The following is a 14,572-nucleotide window of genomic DNA, read 5'->3' as shown; positions in this document are numbered from 1 at the left end:
GCCCTTATTTAGACAAGTAAGGCAAGTGCCTGTTGCGAGCAGGCGCATGTCTTACTTTCCTTTATCTATTATACCGTATTTGTATGTTAATAAAAGGAGTTTAATGATGCCATGAACAACGGTCAAGTTCAATACCAGTACGATGAAGAACTATTGGTCAATCCCCTCTATTTAGGTGAAGGAGTCGAGTTGTTAATAGGCGCCAATGAAGAACCCATGTTGTTTGACAAACAGAATGGGAAATATATCAGGCTTTCAAAAGTTGGCTTGGAGATTTTTCACTGAATGGATGGTTCAAACACGGGCCAGGATATAGTGAATCAACTTGAAAAAAATTATGCAAATTACGGTAACTTTCCTGAAATTGTCTATATGTTTTTTTCATCTTTAAGAAAAGCCAATGTCTTAAATATAAAACCGCTGCCTGAACATCAGGTGAAGCAGGCAATTCGCCGCGCAGCTGATAAACCGATGCTTCGATTACCATTGGCGAAGTCTCTCAATAAATCAACAGAAACACTGCTTCATCTTTACCATTCTATTCCCAATATGCTTCAAAAAATAACCTTTTATATTCTATTTTTTTGTGCCATTTCTTCCTTTATTATGCTCAATGTGACAGGAGGATGGCAGATCGAATGGTCTTCCATTAATTGGATTTTTTTGGTTTGTGTCATTGCTTTTCATTTGATTATTCATGAAATGGCTCACGCCTTAGTAACGAAAGCTTACGGTATCACCATACGGGAAGCGGGTGTCGCGCTACTCTATTATTTTATTCCAGTTGCGTACGTTGACCGGACAGACACCTACCGGCTCAAAAGCAAGAAAAGCAGAATTCATATCGCGCTAGCCGGGCCGTATTCAGATTTGTTAGCTTGCGGTTTGTGGGCAGCCGTCTCAATGTTGGTTCCTCAAGGCACTATAAGCGAGACAGCGCACCTTATTTCATTTTTGCAAATCCTTTTTGTTCTTAGTAATTTGAATTTACTGCTTCCTACTGATGGATATCACGCGGTAGAGGCTGCTGCAGGGGAGTTATCACTGAGAAAAAGAGCCTTAACATATTTGCTGCATGTAAGCACGTTTAGAAAGCCTCCTGCTTACTTACAGCATGTGGCGAAAAATAGAAAAATCATTTACGTTACCTACAGTTTAGTCTCACTTACTTATCTTTTTTGTTTGCTATCGGCGTTTTTCTTTCTTTTACGAAATGCATTTGGATATATGGGGTGATGTATCATGAAGGGATATGTAGCGCCTTTTGTTATGCTGAGGGCTGCCGGGGGCAGTATCGATAGCTTGGCATGTGTTGATGTAAAACAGACATCTGAAAATATAGAAAAGATTTTGAATTTGGAAACAGAAATTGAAGTAATGAAGGAGCCTCTAAGCGACATTTTCTTTCATCTGATTTCCTGTCTCAACGATGATGAAACGAACTTTCTTCGTTTTCTTTTAAAAGTAAAACGAGATATCTTTAACAGCCGTCCTTTTCAAATTGATGATAAAAATAGAAGTGAACTGCAGAAACGATTGACTGTTTCTGATTATAAATTATTTAACCGCTGGTATATGGCCGTTCACGACAGACAAAGGTATATGGAAGATACCAAACTAATTTTTGAGAAAGAGATTGAAGAGGCTGGCCAACATTTAGCGAATGAAATGGAAAATGAAGAATGGCAAAAAGGATTGGCGCTGGCAAATCCGAAATATCTATCCGCTTATAACAAGAAAAAGGCTAAACTATGGAGGCCCCACAAACAATACGCACGCACCAGTATGTCTTATTTAGGAAGAATAACGATGAAAACAAGCCCATTCAGTACGTTTACCAAGATTGGCTTGACCTCTTTTTCAGCTGATAACACGCCTCCTGATACAAATAATCAAAAAACGAACTTTTGCAGCATTTCTAAGTCAATATGCAGTGAACTTATTTTTGAGATGGCGCAGCATAACGAATTATCCCAGTACTTGTACTACGAAAAAAATCAAACCCTCCACACTGATAAAAAGAACAATATGCGGCTGCTGAAAAGCTCTTACACCATTTTAAACGGGTTTGCATGGCGTGAAGATAAGATGGTGTCAGAAGAAATTTCGTCAGAAGAACAATTGAAGGTGATCAAATCTCTCCGTTCAGGGAGTTATGCGGAGATACAGGAATTGCTGAAAAATACTTCTTTTACAATACCTGACTTGTCAGCTGAACAATGGATCAAGCCGGTACTTCCTTTTTCAAGAAAAACAGAAAAGCCTTTGCTCAGTTTATATCATTTCTTACAGCCGATACAAACCCAAAAAGCAAGAAGGATAGCAAGAATTGTGAAATGGATGAACCATTGTGTAGAGGAGCTTGCGAAAAGCGGGCCCAAGCAAAGACTGCGCTATCATCAGTTCATTTACAGACTGTCAAAACGTGCATTCAGTGAGCTTACGGATAAAATACCGAAAAGTGTAATAACTGAAAAGCTTGTTTACGAAAATGTGAAATGGATAGAAGATCACCCGCCGTTAGGCCAGCAGGTCAAACGTGATTTAGAACAGCTTTCTGGACAGTTGAGAAAGCATCAATTCCGGACCCATCTCTATGATTTGTTGTGTGAGCACTTCATAGAGATGTATGGGGAAGGAGGCGTATGCCATGACATTCAGGAGTTTTTGTATCAGTTTGAAATGAGGAAAGATAGGCCCCGGCTGATTAAAAATGCCTTGCGGAAAGATAAAAAGACAGCTGTAAATCTGGAGGAGTCCAGAGTGTTTGCCCCGTGCAGCGGCAGCTCAGTTCCCCCAAGTGCGGTTGTGTTTTATCAATTAGCAGCAAATAATGGCAGTAAAGACATTTCCAATGGTGACTACCAGCTTGTTATCAACCAGATCAGTTCCGGTCTGGGGCTGGTACTCCGCTTTCAATCAATGTTTAATGAGGATCAGAGAAATTTAAGCAGTCTTACAAAGCGATGGATTCATGTGATGAACCCTCACTCAGATATCGTTCATTTTCCGATGATCTCAGATTTCAGCAATTTGCAAACTGATCCAGGTATTACAGCACAGTCCTTAAGGTGGCTTGGTGAAAATCCAACAGCGGATCAAAATGATCTTTTGTTAAATGATCTGTTATTGGTGCATGATCCGCGCGGTACGCTGGCATTTGTAAACAAAGAGGGGCGCCCTGTTGCTCCTATGTATTTTGGTGCTGTGCCACAGCACATGATGCATGGGCTTGTCTCATATTTATTTACCATTATGAACCCATGGATTAATGCTTACCAAACCAATTGGGTGACATCACCACTATTTCCTAAATCACCTCCGCCGGAAAAAGTAGAATTTCATCCGCGTATGCAGGAGGGGAGGATTGTACAAAGGCGTGCCCGCTGGCGGTTCCCGGTATTCTTATTCCCTTTAAAAGAGAATCGAGAGAGTGACTATGCATACTTTATACGAATGAAAGCATTTCAAAAGAAGTACAGCCTTCCGGATGAGGGTTTTCTTTCTGGAGAGAGAACAAGTGTGATGCTGAATCCAAAACAAAGAAAACCAATGTATCTGAATTTCAATAGCTACCATTCTATCGCAGCTGCTGTAAACACGATTGTTGAAGATGACCTTTTGTCTATAACATTCACTGAAGGACTTCCTAATCGCCATCAGCATTGGCTGGAAAATGCTGAAGGGCGCGTAATTGCTTCTGAGTATATGTCTTTATTCCAATGGCCAGTTGAGAAAAAGCAAGAATCGGCTACAGCTAATGAGAAAGGGGTTTTTATATGAAGGAATGGGTGTTTTACAGCATTTATGTGCCGAGGGCTGAGTATTTAGAAAATATTATCATTAACATTGTAACGCCGATTGTTAAGCAGGTAAAAGACAGTGTTCAAGTACATAAGTGGTTTTTTATCAGATACATTGATATGCAAGGGCCTCATATCCGTTTGCGTTTTTTAGTAAATGAAGACGACATTGATATCGTTGAAGAGATTACGGAAGAGCAACTGAACAGCAGTCTATCTAAAGTCCTGGCTGAACCTCTTTCAGAAATGAGCCGGCTGCTGCCTGTCAAAACCGATACTAGAAATTTTGAATCCGGATTCCAACAAGAGGAATATGAGCCGGAGTATGAAAAATACGGCGGCATCCAAGGCGTTAATATAGCTGAAGACATCTTTCAGTCTTCGAGTGAATTGGTTCTTTCATTATTGAATGATCCTGGATTTAAAGATCATGACCGTTTTGATTTCGCTCTCTTTCTTATGAAAAAAACAGCGGAACAAGCTTCTTTATCATTAGACCAAACACAGGATCTTTGGGAGAGCATGCTGCATTATTGGAGCGGAGCTGATTATACTGATGGAATAACCTATAAAACGAAGCTGAAGGAGGCTGCGGAAAAACGGATTGATGTAATAAATGTTGTCATAGAAAAAATGCACTCTAACCCTTTTGTCACCAAGTCAACGAATGGGTACCAAAAACTGCTGGAGAGTGCTTTTTCACAGATACAAGAGTCCGATAAGATTAGAACGTCTGCTTCCCATCTAGCCTTTCACTATATTCATATGATGAATAACCGTTTAGGGGTGTGGCCGATAGAAGAGGCTTATCTCGGAGCTTTGCTCGCGCAAATATCTAAAAACACAACTGATATAAAATAATAAAAAAGAACTTCAGCTGTTGGGCTGAAGTTCTTTATTTCCGCTTGTTTTTATGATAAACCGAGTTAAAAGTAAACATGAACAAAAAGTAGGCGCCTGCCAGACTTAAAAAACCAACAGGGTATTGAAGCAGCAGAAGACCTCCACCAATAAACAGGATCGTTGCTGCTAAAATAATGATCCAATATAAAGAGAATTTGTTTTTATTTTGCTGTTCTTGGGTCTTGGTAATGGCTGTTTCCTCCTTACTGATATGTTGAATACCGTATTTATAGATGTGGATCAATTGTACAAGCCGTCCTAACAATAAAATCGAGGACACGGAGATCCAGGTGAGAGAGTTAACCAAAAAAGCGAGCTGAAGTGTGTCTTGGAAAGGGGTGCCGCCCGTTTCGAATCTCACAATCAATAATACGCCTGCACCAATTAGAAATAGAATCCCTAAAAAAAAGACAAACACATTATAGCTGTCAAAACGATTCCATTCGCCTAAAAATCTGCAATGTTTTGCAATCAGCGAATATTTCCGTTTAGGGTTCTGTGGAAGTGAATGTACGCCAATTGAGTTTAAAATCTGCCGATTAAATGCAGACCCCATGACTCCACCTAGTGTACCGACAGTAAGAGCTGCCGCGCCGCTTATTAGTCCTATCACCGTACCGCTTGTCATATGATCACCTTCCTAAGAATAAGAAAAAAAGTATTTGTGCTGCTATGCTCCCGGATAAAATCGGCAAAATCGTCACCACTTGAGCAACAGAACGGAATGAGAAAAGGTCTGGAAGCTGCCAGCTAGGATAAGCTAGCCAATGGCTCAAACGGTCAAACCAAGTAATCGGTGGAGAAGGTGGTTTTAACATATGTTCTGGAAGAGACAGGCGGTTCATATCCAGGGATTCGTTCAGCTTGGGCATGTGTTCTTGTAATCCTTCAATCATGCTTTTCACTTCATCGTGCTCATTCATGAGTCCTTCAGCTCCTTTTCAATGGATTTGTTCAGCTTCTTTAGAGAATAATGAAGCTTGGATTTGACTGTTCCTTCCGGTATGTTGAGAATGTGAGAAATTTCTTTGCCTGTAAACCCTTGATAGTAGGCGAGAATCAGAATTGATCGCTCTTTGTCAGGCAGCTGTCCCAAATACTGTTGAATCAATATTTTATTTTGTATATTTTGCTCAATGGTGCTCTGGTGCTTTTCCGAATAATCGTCCAATTCCATCTGCTGCCATTTGAATTTAGAATGCTTTCGGTAATAATCAATACATAGTCTGTGAGCGATTTGATGGAGCCAGGTACGAAAGCTCGCTTTTTCGTTTTTGTAGCTGCGGCATTTTACATATACCCGGATAAAAGTTTCCTGCAGAAGATCTTCAGCTGCCTGTTTTTGACGGATGTACAGAAATATAAATTGATATGTTTTTGGAGCGTGACGGGCATATAAACTGTTGTAGGCCTCCATATCCTTTTGTTTTACTTTTTCCATCAATTCTTCGTCAGAAAGAATGTCCATACCCCACCTCGAAACTTGGTTTCGTTACTATATACGGCTGCTGGCTGAAAAGAGTTCAAAAAATGAAAAAATAAAGAAGATAAGTGATGGCGATAGATGTGAGAAGAATACTGTCTTCATGATTATAACAGGAAAAAAATGAAAGTGCCCGGTCGTGAAGACCGGGCTTGACATGTTAACTCCCCCTATACACCTGATAACCAAACGGCGACAGCAAAAGCGGGATATGGTAATGCGCATCTGGATCTGCAATGTGAAAACGGACGGTGACGATGGTTAAAAACGGCTGATCGGCTGCGTTCGTGTTTTTACTCGCAAAATAGTCTCCTGCATGAAATTCCATCACATATTCTCCGAACATCAACTCTTCATCAGCCAGCAGAGGGATATCGACTTTTCCGTCCTTGTTAGTGTATATCTCTTTCATTATACTTTCGCCCAGCCGCTTCAATTCAATTTTGACGTTCGCCGCCGGTTTGCCGCAGGTTAAATCCAAAATATGGGTAGTCAGCTTTCCCATCAGGCTTTCAGGCTCCCTGCGGTTTCAGCAGCTTTCTGTTTTTCTTTCTCGGCGTCTTCTCTTGTCACGGTAAAGCGCTGGAAGCCGAATGGCGGGCGCGGTTCGGTGTAGACTTTTCCTTTTGAACCCGGGATTTCTTCGACAACTGTATCCCATGTGTGATTTTGAGATTGGAAGCTGACATCAGTGAGCTGCGGGAACCTCGCTAATATTCTGCAGCCGATGTGATAGATTAAGTGTTGGATTGAAGGGGTTTCGAGCTCGTGAAAAACGGTGCTCGCCAAGTCGCGGACTTGTTCAGCCGCGACGTAGCGGGCTGGGTCAGAAGCATATGCGTCATTGGTGTTTTCATACTGCCAGCTGATGTTTAAATAGACAAACAGCGGGCGGTTGCCGTCTTCGGGAAGAGTCGTATATTCGTCCCGGATGAAGCCGGCGAAGGAGTTGCCGCTCACCTTAACGAGCTGAAGATCCATGATTTCGCTGTATTGTTCTGTAATCGTGATGGTATTCCCGCTGCGTTCGGCTTTCAGCACAGAGCGGCTTCGTTCATTGCGTGATCTTCTGAAGACAAGGCGGCTTGCGGTGAGCTCTTTCTCCTCGTATGCAGGCATTGTTTCAAACGGAATGTCTTCGCCAGTCAGAGTGATCGTGTCCATATGAGAATAGGTATCTAAAAATCGGTGAGCTACATAGTGTAGGAACCCCTCGGTTGTCGTTCCTTCATAGGATGCGAGATGGCGCTGGATAAAGTTTTTCATTGAATCCGTTGCCACGACGAGAGTGTTGTCTCCGTCTGTAAATGATGGCAGGAAGGCGTCTCCGCCAATTTCGCATGTCACATCAACGCCGACAACTGTATTGTCTCTCCCGGTAAAAGATGATTCTGGGATTTGCTTCACTCCAGTGAGCGGTTTTAAAAACGTTCGGTATGCAAATACATTTCCTTTGCCATAAGACATGGTTCTTTTCATTTGCGTCTCTCCTTTTTCAGTGATGATGTCAGCCAGGCGAAAGCGGGCGATTCGGTAAATTTCTATAAGGGCCTGCTGGAACTCCGATTCCCGTTCGTTCTCAAGCCTTTCCAGCAGGGCTTGGTGAATGTCCTGTTTCGCCTTTCCCTTTACCGCTAAAATAAAAGGAAAGCCGAAGCGATCATAATAGTGTTCGTTCAGCTTGAGAAACTCCTCGTATTCCTGCTGTTCCAGTTTGCTGAGCCCTGCGTTCTGCTGCTCTTTTATCGACTCACTGCTCATTGTTTTCTTTGTTCCGAGCCGGGGGTGCTTATTGATTACCTCAAGCTGTGTCTTGCGATCCGCAGCTTTTACAATACCCGTCATTTTGCGGTGAAGATCAGAAAGGGACGAAAACGGCCGTAATGCCGCGGATCTCTCCGCAATCCATGAAGAGTGTTCAAAAATAGAGCCAAGTGTGTCTGTCAGTGTTTGTGTGTCCATTTGGTTCAGGTCATCCATTGTGAACATTGGCATCTTCCTTTACGTTTTTATGTCTGAGCCATTCGGCTGTTTGGCTTGAAAAAAAGCGTGCAGTGCTATGGCTGTTAAGCTGCCGATCACGATTCCGCTTCCCGCCAAGACTGAGGCGGCACCCGGAAGTGATGAAAACAGCGCGGGAACTGTTGTAGCGCCAAGCCCCAAGCTGACGGAGGAGGCGATAATCAGCAGGTTGCCTTGTGAATCGAAGTCGACGCTGGAGAGCATTTTGATCCCGTACGAAATGACCATGCCGAACATGACGATCATTGCGCCGCCGAGAACTGGGGCGGGGATCACTGTAGTCAGTGCCGCGGCTTTTGGAACAAGCCCGATCGCCATCAGCATGATTCCTGTGATGGCGACGACGTTGACACTTTTTATCTTTGAAAGCTGTACGATGCCGACATTTTGCGAGAAGGCTGTATAGGGAAACGCGTTAAATAAGCCGCCCAGCATAATCGCAAGGCCTTCCGCCCGGTAGCCCTTTTCCAGATCCTTCTCCGACAGTCTGCTGTTTGTGATATCGGCAAGCGCAAAGTAAACACCCGTCGATTCGACGAGACTGACAAGCGCAACGAGAAGCATCGTGACAACAGCCGGCCATTCAAAGGTAGGCGGTCCGAAATAAAACAGAGATGGAACATGAAGCCAAGATGCCTCCAAGACCTCAGAGAAATTGACCTTTCCCATGAAGTATGCAGCCGCTGTTCCTGCGATCATACCGAGCAAAATCGCTATGGAACGGATAAAACCTTTGAAGAAATAAAACAGCAATAAGATAAAAGCTGTGACGCCAAACCCGAGGAGCACGTTATCCAGTGAGCCGAATTCTTTGCTTCCTTCACCTCCGGCCAGGTTATTCATTGCCGTAGGGATCAGGCTGATGCCGATGATCATGACGACTGATCCGGTTACGGCAGGCGGAAAAAAACGGACAAGCTTTCCGAAGAAGCCTGCGGCTAAGACGACAATCAGCCCTGCGGCGAAAATGGCACCATATATCGCTGGGACACCGTAAGTGCTGCCGATGGAAATCATCGGGCCGACTGCGGTAAACGTGCATCCGAGCACAACGGGGAGGCCGATGCCGAAATACCGGTTTCTCCAGAGCTGCAAAAGAGTCGCCGCCCCGCACATGAACAAATCGATTGCAATTAAATACGTCAGCTGCCCTGCATCCAGTCCGATCGCCGCTCCGACGATCAGCGGAACGAGAATGGCTCCCGCATACATGGCGAGCATGTGCTGAAGCCCCAGCATCATCAGCTGAAAGGCATTGTGCTGTTCCTTCATCTTTTTTACACCTCTTTTTCTAATGCAAGTGTATGTTCTAATACCGGAAGTTCAGTTTTCTGAGCTGTTTTGTCTTTTTTGCCGCGTAAGCTGAAAAATAGATTCAAAAAGATAGCGGTCAGGCTGCCAGTGATGGTGCCGTCACTGACCAGAATTCTGATCGGAGCGGGGAATTCAGCAAAAATCCCGGGGACGGTGCTGGCGCCGATGCCGAGTGCGATTGAGCATGCGATGGTCAGGAGGTGGTATTGATTTGTGAGATCCGCTGTGCTGAGCATTTTGACGCCGGAGGCAATCACCATGCCGAACATGACGACGGTTGCGCCGCCAAGCACAGCAGCAGGAACGGCAGAAGCAAGGGCAGCAATCTTCGGAATCAGTCCGAGACAGACAAGGATAAAGCCTGCGGTAATCACGACGTTTCTCGTTTTTACCTTCGTCAGCTGCAATAAGCCGGCGTTTTGCGCAAAGGTATTATAAGGAAAGGCATTGAACAGCCCGCCGATGAGAATGGCGATTCCCTCCGCGCGATACCCTTTGACGAGGTCATTTTCAGTTAAAGGTCTGCCGCATATCTTTCCGATTGCGTAGTAAACGCCGGTTGATTCCACAATAATGACGATTCCGACGATCAGCATCGTTAAGATCGGGCCAATTTCAAACGCAGGAGCTCCGAAATAAAAAGGCTTCGGGATTTGGAAGAACGGTGCTTCTGTAACAGAAGAAAAGCTGACTTTGCCCATGATCGCTGCTGCCGCTGTACCGGCGGCGATGCCGATCAGAACGGACAGTGTTCGGGCAAATCCTTTGAGAAAGCGGTTGAGGACTAAGATCAGAACAAGGACACCGACAGAGAGAAGAAGGTTTTCGAGCGAACCGTATTCGGGGTTGGCGCTGCCGTTTATTTTTTCGCCGCCAGCCATATTTTTCACACCTGTCGGAACTAGTGAAAGGCCGATCAATGTCACAACCGTACCTGTTACGACAGGAGGAAATAACACAGTCAGTTTGCCGAAAAAACGCGCAAACAAAAAGATAAACACACCGGCCGCGATGATAGAACCGTAAATCGCGTGAATGCCGTAATTGGCGCCGATTGCAATCATCGGGGTGACGGCCACAAATGAGCTGCCAAGCATGACGGGGAGCCCGATGCCGATGTATGCTCCGCGTAAGGTTTGCAAAAGCGTCGCGACGCCGCACGTTAACAGGTCAATCGCCAATAGGTAGGACAGCTGTTCAGTTGTTACATTCAGCGCCCTGCCGACAAGCAGGGGCACCAAAATCGCACCTGCATACATGGCCAGCACATGCTGCAGGCCAAGCGTAAACACCGCAAACGATCCTTTTTTCATCATAGTCCCTCCTCGTATGTGAACTTTAGTAACATGATATCGTGCCGATTGAGGAGTGTCATTGGATACAGTAGCCGAAAAAGACAGGTGTAATTGCTGAAAGTGACGAAAAATGATTGATTTTGTAAGAGAATGTGACAAACGTTAGCTGATCAGCCGCTGCATACGTAAGGCAAGCCGCAAACGCATCGTTGTTTCTGGATCTTTTAAGCTTTTCCCCAGCAGCTCTTCGCATTTTTCAAGGCGGTAAATGACCGTATTGCGATGAACGTACAGACGCTTGGCTGTCTCTGAAATTTGGCAGTGTGTCTCTAAATAGACGGAAAGCGTATGAAGAAGGCTTTGATCCTCCTGCTGTTTTTCAGCAAGGCTCTGAAGCGTGGAGTTGTAAAATTTCTTCAAATCCTCAACCGGGAGCAAGCGCAGAAGCTCAGGCACATCTTTGGCGTGATACACATGGATAAATGCGGTGCTTCTAGACAAATGCCCCGATTGCAGAGCATCAGAAGCTTCTGTGAACGTGTCGGGAACATCAATGAACTTTTGGCATATGTTGCTGATGCCAAAGGACACGGTTCGTTTAAATTGAGTGCTGACCTGTGTTTGGAACTGTTCTAAAAAGCTGATCACCGAGGCGTGCATTTCACTCCAGCTGTCTGTCGCCTCGATGAGAATAATGCCGACGTTTCCTTTCATAAAGAAGTGAGGCGGAAACGGGAAGGCCGATAACTCACCTTCAAGAAATTCGAATACGCTGTCGGAAGCGAGCTGATTTTCTGTAAAGCTGATTGATTCGTCATTGCGATCGAGTTTGCCGGCAATGCACATGTATTTTTGATCCCAGCGCAGCTTGAATTCTTTTGCCCGGTTTTTGATTTCGTCGTCTGAAGAAAAGGACCGCTCAATAAAATTGTTAAAAAACTCATTGCGCGCCCGCCGGCTGAACTGCTTCAGCGCATTTTCCTTCAGCAGTTCAAAGGAAATGACGTTGGCCGCTTGTTCAATCGTGAGGATCAATCCTTTGTCGCCGGCCTGCACCATGTCCGGTATCAGCAGGTAGCCGCAGTTTTTTTCGTGATTATAAATGGGAAGGACAGAGCATGTTTTCTGATCTGAGATTGTAGAGAAACAAGTGAAAAATGGCCCGGATACGGTATTCAGGGTGCCTTTCAGCTTTTCGGTTTCAACTGAAGTTTGATGAGACGCTGACAGCATTTTAGCATGCTGGTCTAGAAGCAGCACGGGAAGCTGAAGGAGGTCTGACACCTTTTTGAGCAGAGATTGCAGCCCCTTTCCGCTCATAATGTGGTTTGTGAATTTTTTATGCGCGTAAATGGCTTGCTGCAGCTCGTTAGAACGCATATCGAGAATATGGCTGAGTGTGGCATTCACAATATCCCCAAGGCGGATGTGTTCTGGAAGCTCAATGATCGGAAAAGCGTATGAATCGGCCAGTTCAATGATTTCTTTCGGGATATCCTCCAAGTAGCGCTTTGTTTTAATGCCGAGGCCCGCGCAGCCGCGTTTTGCCATTTGCCGAATCAGTTCAGATAATTGATGCGGGTGATCCTTCAGGTGATAGGCGGTGGTGACGAGCAATTCATTCTTATGCAAAAAGTCTGCGATATCCGGAGCGTCCATCATGTTGACATGCTGAACCTCTCTTTCTCCTCCTGCTTTTCCAGCGATTAAATTGGCGTTTTCAAAAGCCGGTATTTTCATCACATCAAAAATATTCATAGCGCATTCTCCTTTTCTATAAAAACATTGGTTAAGATGAATAATTTTCAATAGGAATTCTAGCGGTTTTGCTGATGTAATACGATCATAGTAGCAGTAAACTGTTGAAAATAGAACTGGTTGTGTGACATAAACTGACATGAAAAATCGTCATCCTTACATGGGGGGATCAATATGGCTTACGATATGGTCATAAAAGGTGCAAAGGCAGTTACGCCAGATGGCGTTACAGAAACTGATATTGCAGTTCAAAACGGTGTCATTGCCGAGATAGGTTCTGACATCGAAGCAAGCGGGGCGGAAATCATCCAGGCAGACGGGACATACGTGTTTCCTGGTGCGATAGACTGCCATGTTCATTTTAATGAACCGGGCAGGGAAGATTGGGAGGGATTTGAAACAGGTTCTCAAATGATGGCCGCAGGCGGCTGCACCACCTTTTTTGATATGCCGCTCAACTGCATTCCATCAACCGTGACGGCAGAGCATCTTCTCGCAAAAGCTGAGCTGGGCAGGCAAAAATCTGCCGTGGATTTTGCGCTATGGGGTGGGCTTGTGCCAGGCCATATCGAGGACATCCGTCCGATGGCTGAAGCGGGAGCGATCGGGTTTAAAGCGTTTTTATCAAAGTCAGGCACTGATGAGTTCCGCTCTGTTGACGAACGGACATTGCTCAAAGGTATGGCAGAAATCGCGGCTGCAGGAAAAATCCTCGCTCTCCACGCGGAAAGTGACGCGATCACAAGCTACTTGCAAATGGTTTTGGCCAATAAAGGAAAGGTGGATGCGGATGCGTACGCTGCCTCCCGCCCGGAGGAAGCAGAAGCTGAAGCGGTGTATCGCACGATTCAGTATGCGAGGGTGACAGGCTGTCCGGTTCATTTTGTTCATATCAGTACGGCGAAAGCGGTTCAGCTGATCAGAGAGGCGAAACAGGAAGGGCTCGATGTTTCGGTCGAAACATGCCCGCATTATGTCTTATTCAGCCATGACGATTTACGGGAAAAGGGCTCTGTCGCGAAATGCGCGCCGCCGCTCCGGTCACCGCAATCGAAGGAAGCGCTGGTCGAGGCGCTCATTGCCGGGGATATTGACATGGTTTCCTCAGACCATTCCCCTTGCCGTCCATCCTTAAAGCGGGAGGACAATCTGTTTTTATCATGGGGCGGAATCAGCGGCGGGCAGTTCACTTTATTAGGCATGGTGGAACTGGCGCTTGAACATCAGATTCCGTTTGAAACCATCGCAGAATGGACAGCGGCGGCCCCTGCAAAACGATTTGGCCTTCAGAAAAAAGGGCGGCTCGAGGCGGGGTGTGATGCGGATTTTGTGCTCGTCAGCATGGAGCCGTACACTGTCACTAGAGAATCGATGTTTGCAAAGCATAAAATAAGCATTTACGAAGGACATACATTTCCCTGCCGTATTTCGGCCACTTACAGCAAAGGCCGGTGCGTGTACAATGATGGGGAAAAAGTCAGCGGAATTGACGGAGCGCTGGTCGTTCCTTCGTAAGCCCGGCGGATTTTACCGCCGGGTTTTTTGATTTCTGCCGTTCTTGTTTTTAAAATTTCATCAACGTGGTATCTTTTTTAAAAGGAGGCGGAGGCAGTGGAGCATGTCAAATACATACTTAAGCAATCTTGGTCTCGCCATACGAGCTCTAAATGGACGGAAGAATGCCCGTCATGCGGCCAATGCGGTGTGACGGCACTGGTGATTCAGGATCAATTCGGCGGCGCCATTCTGAAAACAAGAGTCGGTGAGAGCTGGCATTTTTATAACAGCTTCAATGGTGTGGTGTACGATTTTACGAGTGAGCAGTTTCAGACGCCTATTGAATATCAGCATATTCCTTCCACAAGAGAAGAGGCGTTTTTAGATACGAATGAGGAACAATATCAGCATTTGAGTTCTGCTTTTTCCCGCCATATGAACAGCATTTCCGAGGAAACCTGAAAACACGTGTGATAAACTGAAAGAGAGGTGAATGA

14 protein-coding genes are annotated in these 14,572 nt (G+C 45.2%); 6 read left to right on the top strand and 8 right to left on the bottom strand.

All coding sequences use genetic code 11. The annotated features are described in order from the left end of the window. Positions 1 to 111 precede the first annotated feature (111 nt). The 4 genes from BFW96_RS21985 to BFW96_RS18810 are packed head-to-tail and all read left to right on the top strand — an operon-like array spanning position 112 to position 4,664. Positions 112 to 285, top strand: a complete 174-nt coding sequence (locus tag BFW96_RS21985) for a hypothetical protein (protein ID WP_234698048.1) — start codon at positions 112 to 114, stop codon at positions 283 to 285. Next, positions 286 to 1,236, top strand: a complete 951-nt coding sequence (locus BFW96_RS18820; RefSeq protein WP_234698047.1) for a M50 family metallopeptidase — start codon at positions 286 to 288, stop codon at positions 1,234 to 1,236. Between the two features lie 6 nt (positions 1,237 to 1,242). After that, positions 1,243 to 3,783: a lantibiotic dehydratase gene (locus BFW96_RS18815; protein ID WP_069840282.1), complete on the top strand. Its 2,541-nt coding sequence runs from the start codon at positions 1,243 to 1,245 to the stop codon at positions 3,781 to 3,783. Further along, on the top strand, positions 3,780 to 4,664 hold the full coding sequence (locus BFW96_RS18810) for a thiopeptide-type bacteriocin biosynthesis protein (protein ID WP_069840281.1): 885 nt from the start codon (positions 3,780 to 3,782) through the stop codon (positions 4,662 to 4,664). The genes BFW96_RS18815 and BFW96_RS18810 overlap by 4 nt, the downstream gene beginning before the upstream one ends. A gap of 34 nt (positions 4,665 to 4,698) precedes the next feature. On the opposite strand, the gene BFW96_RS18805 is transcribed toward BFW96_RS18810, so the two are convergent. The 8 genes from BFW96_RS18805 to pucR all read right to left on the bottom strand — a co-directional run bounded on the left by BFW96_RS18805 (position 4,699) and on the right by pucR (position 12,578). After that, positions 4,699 to 5,334 (bottom strand): hypothetical protein, encoded by a 636-nt coding sequence (locus BFW96_RS18805; RefSeq protein ID WP_014665263.1) that lies wholly within the window; start codon positions 5,332 to 5,334, stop codon positions 4,699 to 4,701. Between the two features lie 4 nt (positions 5,335 to 5,338). Then, positions 5,339 to 5,629 carry a hypothetical protein gene (locus tag BFW96_RS18800; RefSeq protein WP_069840280.1) on the bottom strand — a complete coding sequence of 97 codons (291 nt, stop codon included), beginning with the start codon at positions 5,627 to 5,629 and terminating at the stop codon, positions 5,339 to 5,341. Beyond that, on the bottom strand, positions 5,626 to 6,174 hold the full coding sequence (locus BFW96_RS18795) for an RNA polymerase sigma factor (protein ID WP_069840279.1): 549 nt from the start codon (positions 6,172 to 6,174) through the stop codon (positions 5,626 to 5,628). Before BFW96_RS18795 ends, BFW96_RS18800 begins: the two co-directional genes overlap by 4 nt. 175 nt (positions 6,175 to 6,349) lie before the next feature. Continuing rightward, the gene (uraH, locus tag BFW96_RS18790) at positions 6,350 to 6,694 is read right to left on the bottom strand and encodes a hydroxyisourate hydrolase (protein WP_014665259.1); all 345 of its coding nucleotides are present in this window, start codon (positions 6,692 to 6,694) and stop codon (positions 6,350 to 6,352) included. Continuing rightward, the gene (gene pucL, locus BFW96_RS18785; protein ID WP_069840278.1) at positions 6,694 to 8,178 is read right to left on the bottom strand and encodes a factor-independent urate hydroxylase; all 1,485 of its coding nucleotides are present in this window, start codon (positions 8,176 to 8,178) and stop codon (positions 6,694 to 6,696) included. The genes uraH and pucL overlap by 1 nt, the downstream gene beginning before the upstream one ends. A gap of 12 nt (positions 8,179 to 8,190) precedes the next feature. Then, positions 8,191 to 9,483 (bottom strand): uric acid permease PucK, encoded by a 1,293-nt coding sequence (gene pucK, locus BFW96_RS18780; RefSeq protein WP_069840277.1) that lies wholly within the window; start codon positions 9,481 to 9,483, stop codon positions 8,191 to 8,193. Positions 9,484 to 9,488: 5 nt separating this feature from the next. Continuing rightward, the gene (gene pucJ / locus BFW96_RS18775; protein ID WP_069840276.1) at positions 9,489 to 10,838 is read right to left on the bottom strand and encodes a uric acid permease PucJ; all 1,350 of its coding nucleotides are present in this window, start codon (positions 10,836 to 10,838) and stop codon (positions 9,489 to 9,491) included. A 144-nt stretch (positions 10,839 to 10,982) separates the two neighbouring features. Continuing rightward, complete coding sequence (pucR, locus tag BFW96_RS18770; RefSeq protein ID WP_069840275.1) at positions 10,983 to 12,578, bottom strand: purine catabolism transcriptional regulator PucR; 1,596 nt, start codon at positions 12,576 to 12,578, stop codon at positions 10,983 to 10,985. 174 nt (positions 12,579 to 12,752) lie between these two features. On the opposite strand from pucR, the gene BFW96_RS18765 reads away from it, so the two are divergent. Beyond that, entirely contained in the window at positions 12,753 to 14,093 is a 1,341-nt protein-coding gene (locus BFW96_RS18765) for an allantoinase (protein WP_069840274.1), read from the top strand. A gap of 96 nt (positions 14,094 to 14,189) precedes the next feature. After that, positions 14,190 to 14,537 (top strand): YunG family protein, encoded by a 348-nt coding sequence (locus BFW96_RS18760; RefSeq protein WP_069840273.1) that lies wholly within the window; start codon positions 14,190 to 14,192, stop codon positions 14,535 to 14,537. The last annotated feature ends 35 nt before the right edge of the window (positions 14,538 to 14,572 follow it).

It is taken from the genome of Bacillus sp. F56 (assembly GCF_001748205.1).
Taxonomy (GTDB): Bacteria; Bacillota; Bacilli; order Bacillales; family Bacillaceae; genus Bacillus; species Bacillus stercoris.
This window is presented reverse-complemented; position numbering and strand designations above follow the sequence as displayed.

What these genes read in the sequence shown, in the direction of transcription:
- BFW96_RS21985 (WP_234698048.1), top strand. Translation starts at nt 112, where the DNA reads ATGAACAACGGTCAAGTTCAATACCAGTACGATGAAGAACTATTGGTC.
- BFW96_RS18820 (WP_234698047.1), top strand. Translation starts at nt 286, where the DNA reads ATGGATGGTTCAAACACGGGCCAGGATATAGTGAATCAACTTGAAAAA.
- BFW96_RS18815 (WP_069840282.1), top strand. Translation starts at nt 1,243, where the DNA reads ATGAAGGGATATGTAGCGCCTTTTGTTATGCTGAGGGCTGCCGGGGGC.
- BFW96_RS18810 (WP_069840281.1), top strand. Translation starts at nt 3,780, where the DNA reads ATGAAGGAATGGGTGTTTTACAGCATTTATGTGCCGAGGGCTGAGTAT.
- BFW96_RS18805 (WP_014665263.1), bottom strand. Translation starts at nt 5,334, where the DNA reads ATGACAAGCGGTACGGTGATAGGACTAATAAGCGGCGCGGCAGCTCTT.
- BFW96_RS18800 (WP_069840280.1), bottom strand. Translation starts at nt 5,629, where the DNA reads ATGAATGAGCACGATGAAGTGAAAAGCATGATTGAAGGATTACAAGAA.
- BFW96_RS18795 (WP_069840279.1), bottom strand. Translation starts at nt 6,174, where the DNA reads ATGGACATTCTTTCTGACGAAGAATTGATGGAAAAAGTAAAACAAAAG.
- uraH (WP_014665259.1), bottom strand. Translation starts at nt 6,694, where the DNA reads ATGGGAAAGCTGACTACCCATATTTTGGATTTAACCTGCGGCAAACCG.
- pucL (WP_069840278.1), bottom strand. Translation starts at nt 8,178, where the DNA reads ATGTTCACAATGGATGACCTGAACCAAATGGACACACAAACACTGACA.
- pucK (WP_069840277.1), bottom strand. Translation starts at nt 9,483, where the DNA reads ATGAAGGAACAGCACAATGCCTTTCAGCTGATGATGCTGGGGCTTCAG.
- pucJ (WP_069840276.1), bottom strand. Translation starts at nt 10,838, where the DNA reads ATGAAAAAAGGATCGTTTGCGGTGTTTACGCTTGGCCTGCAGCATGTG.
- pucR (WP_069840275.1), bottom strand. Translation starts at nt 12,578, where the DNA reads ATGAATATTTTTGATGTGATGAAAATACCGGCTTTTGAAAACGCCAAT.
- BFW96_RS18765 (WP_069840274.1), top strand. Translation starts at nt 12,753, where the DNA reads ATGGCTTACGATATGGTCATAAAAGGTGCAAAGGCAGTTACGCCAGAT.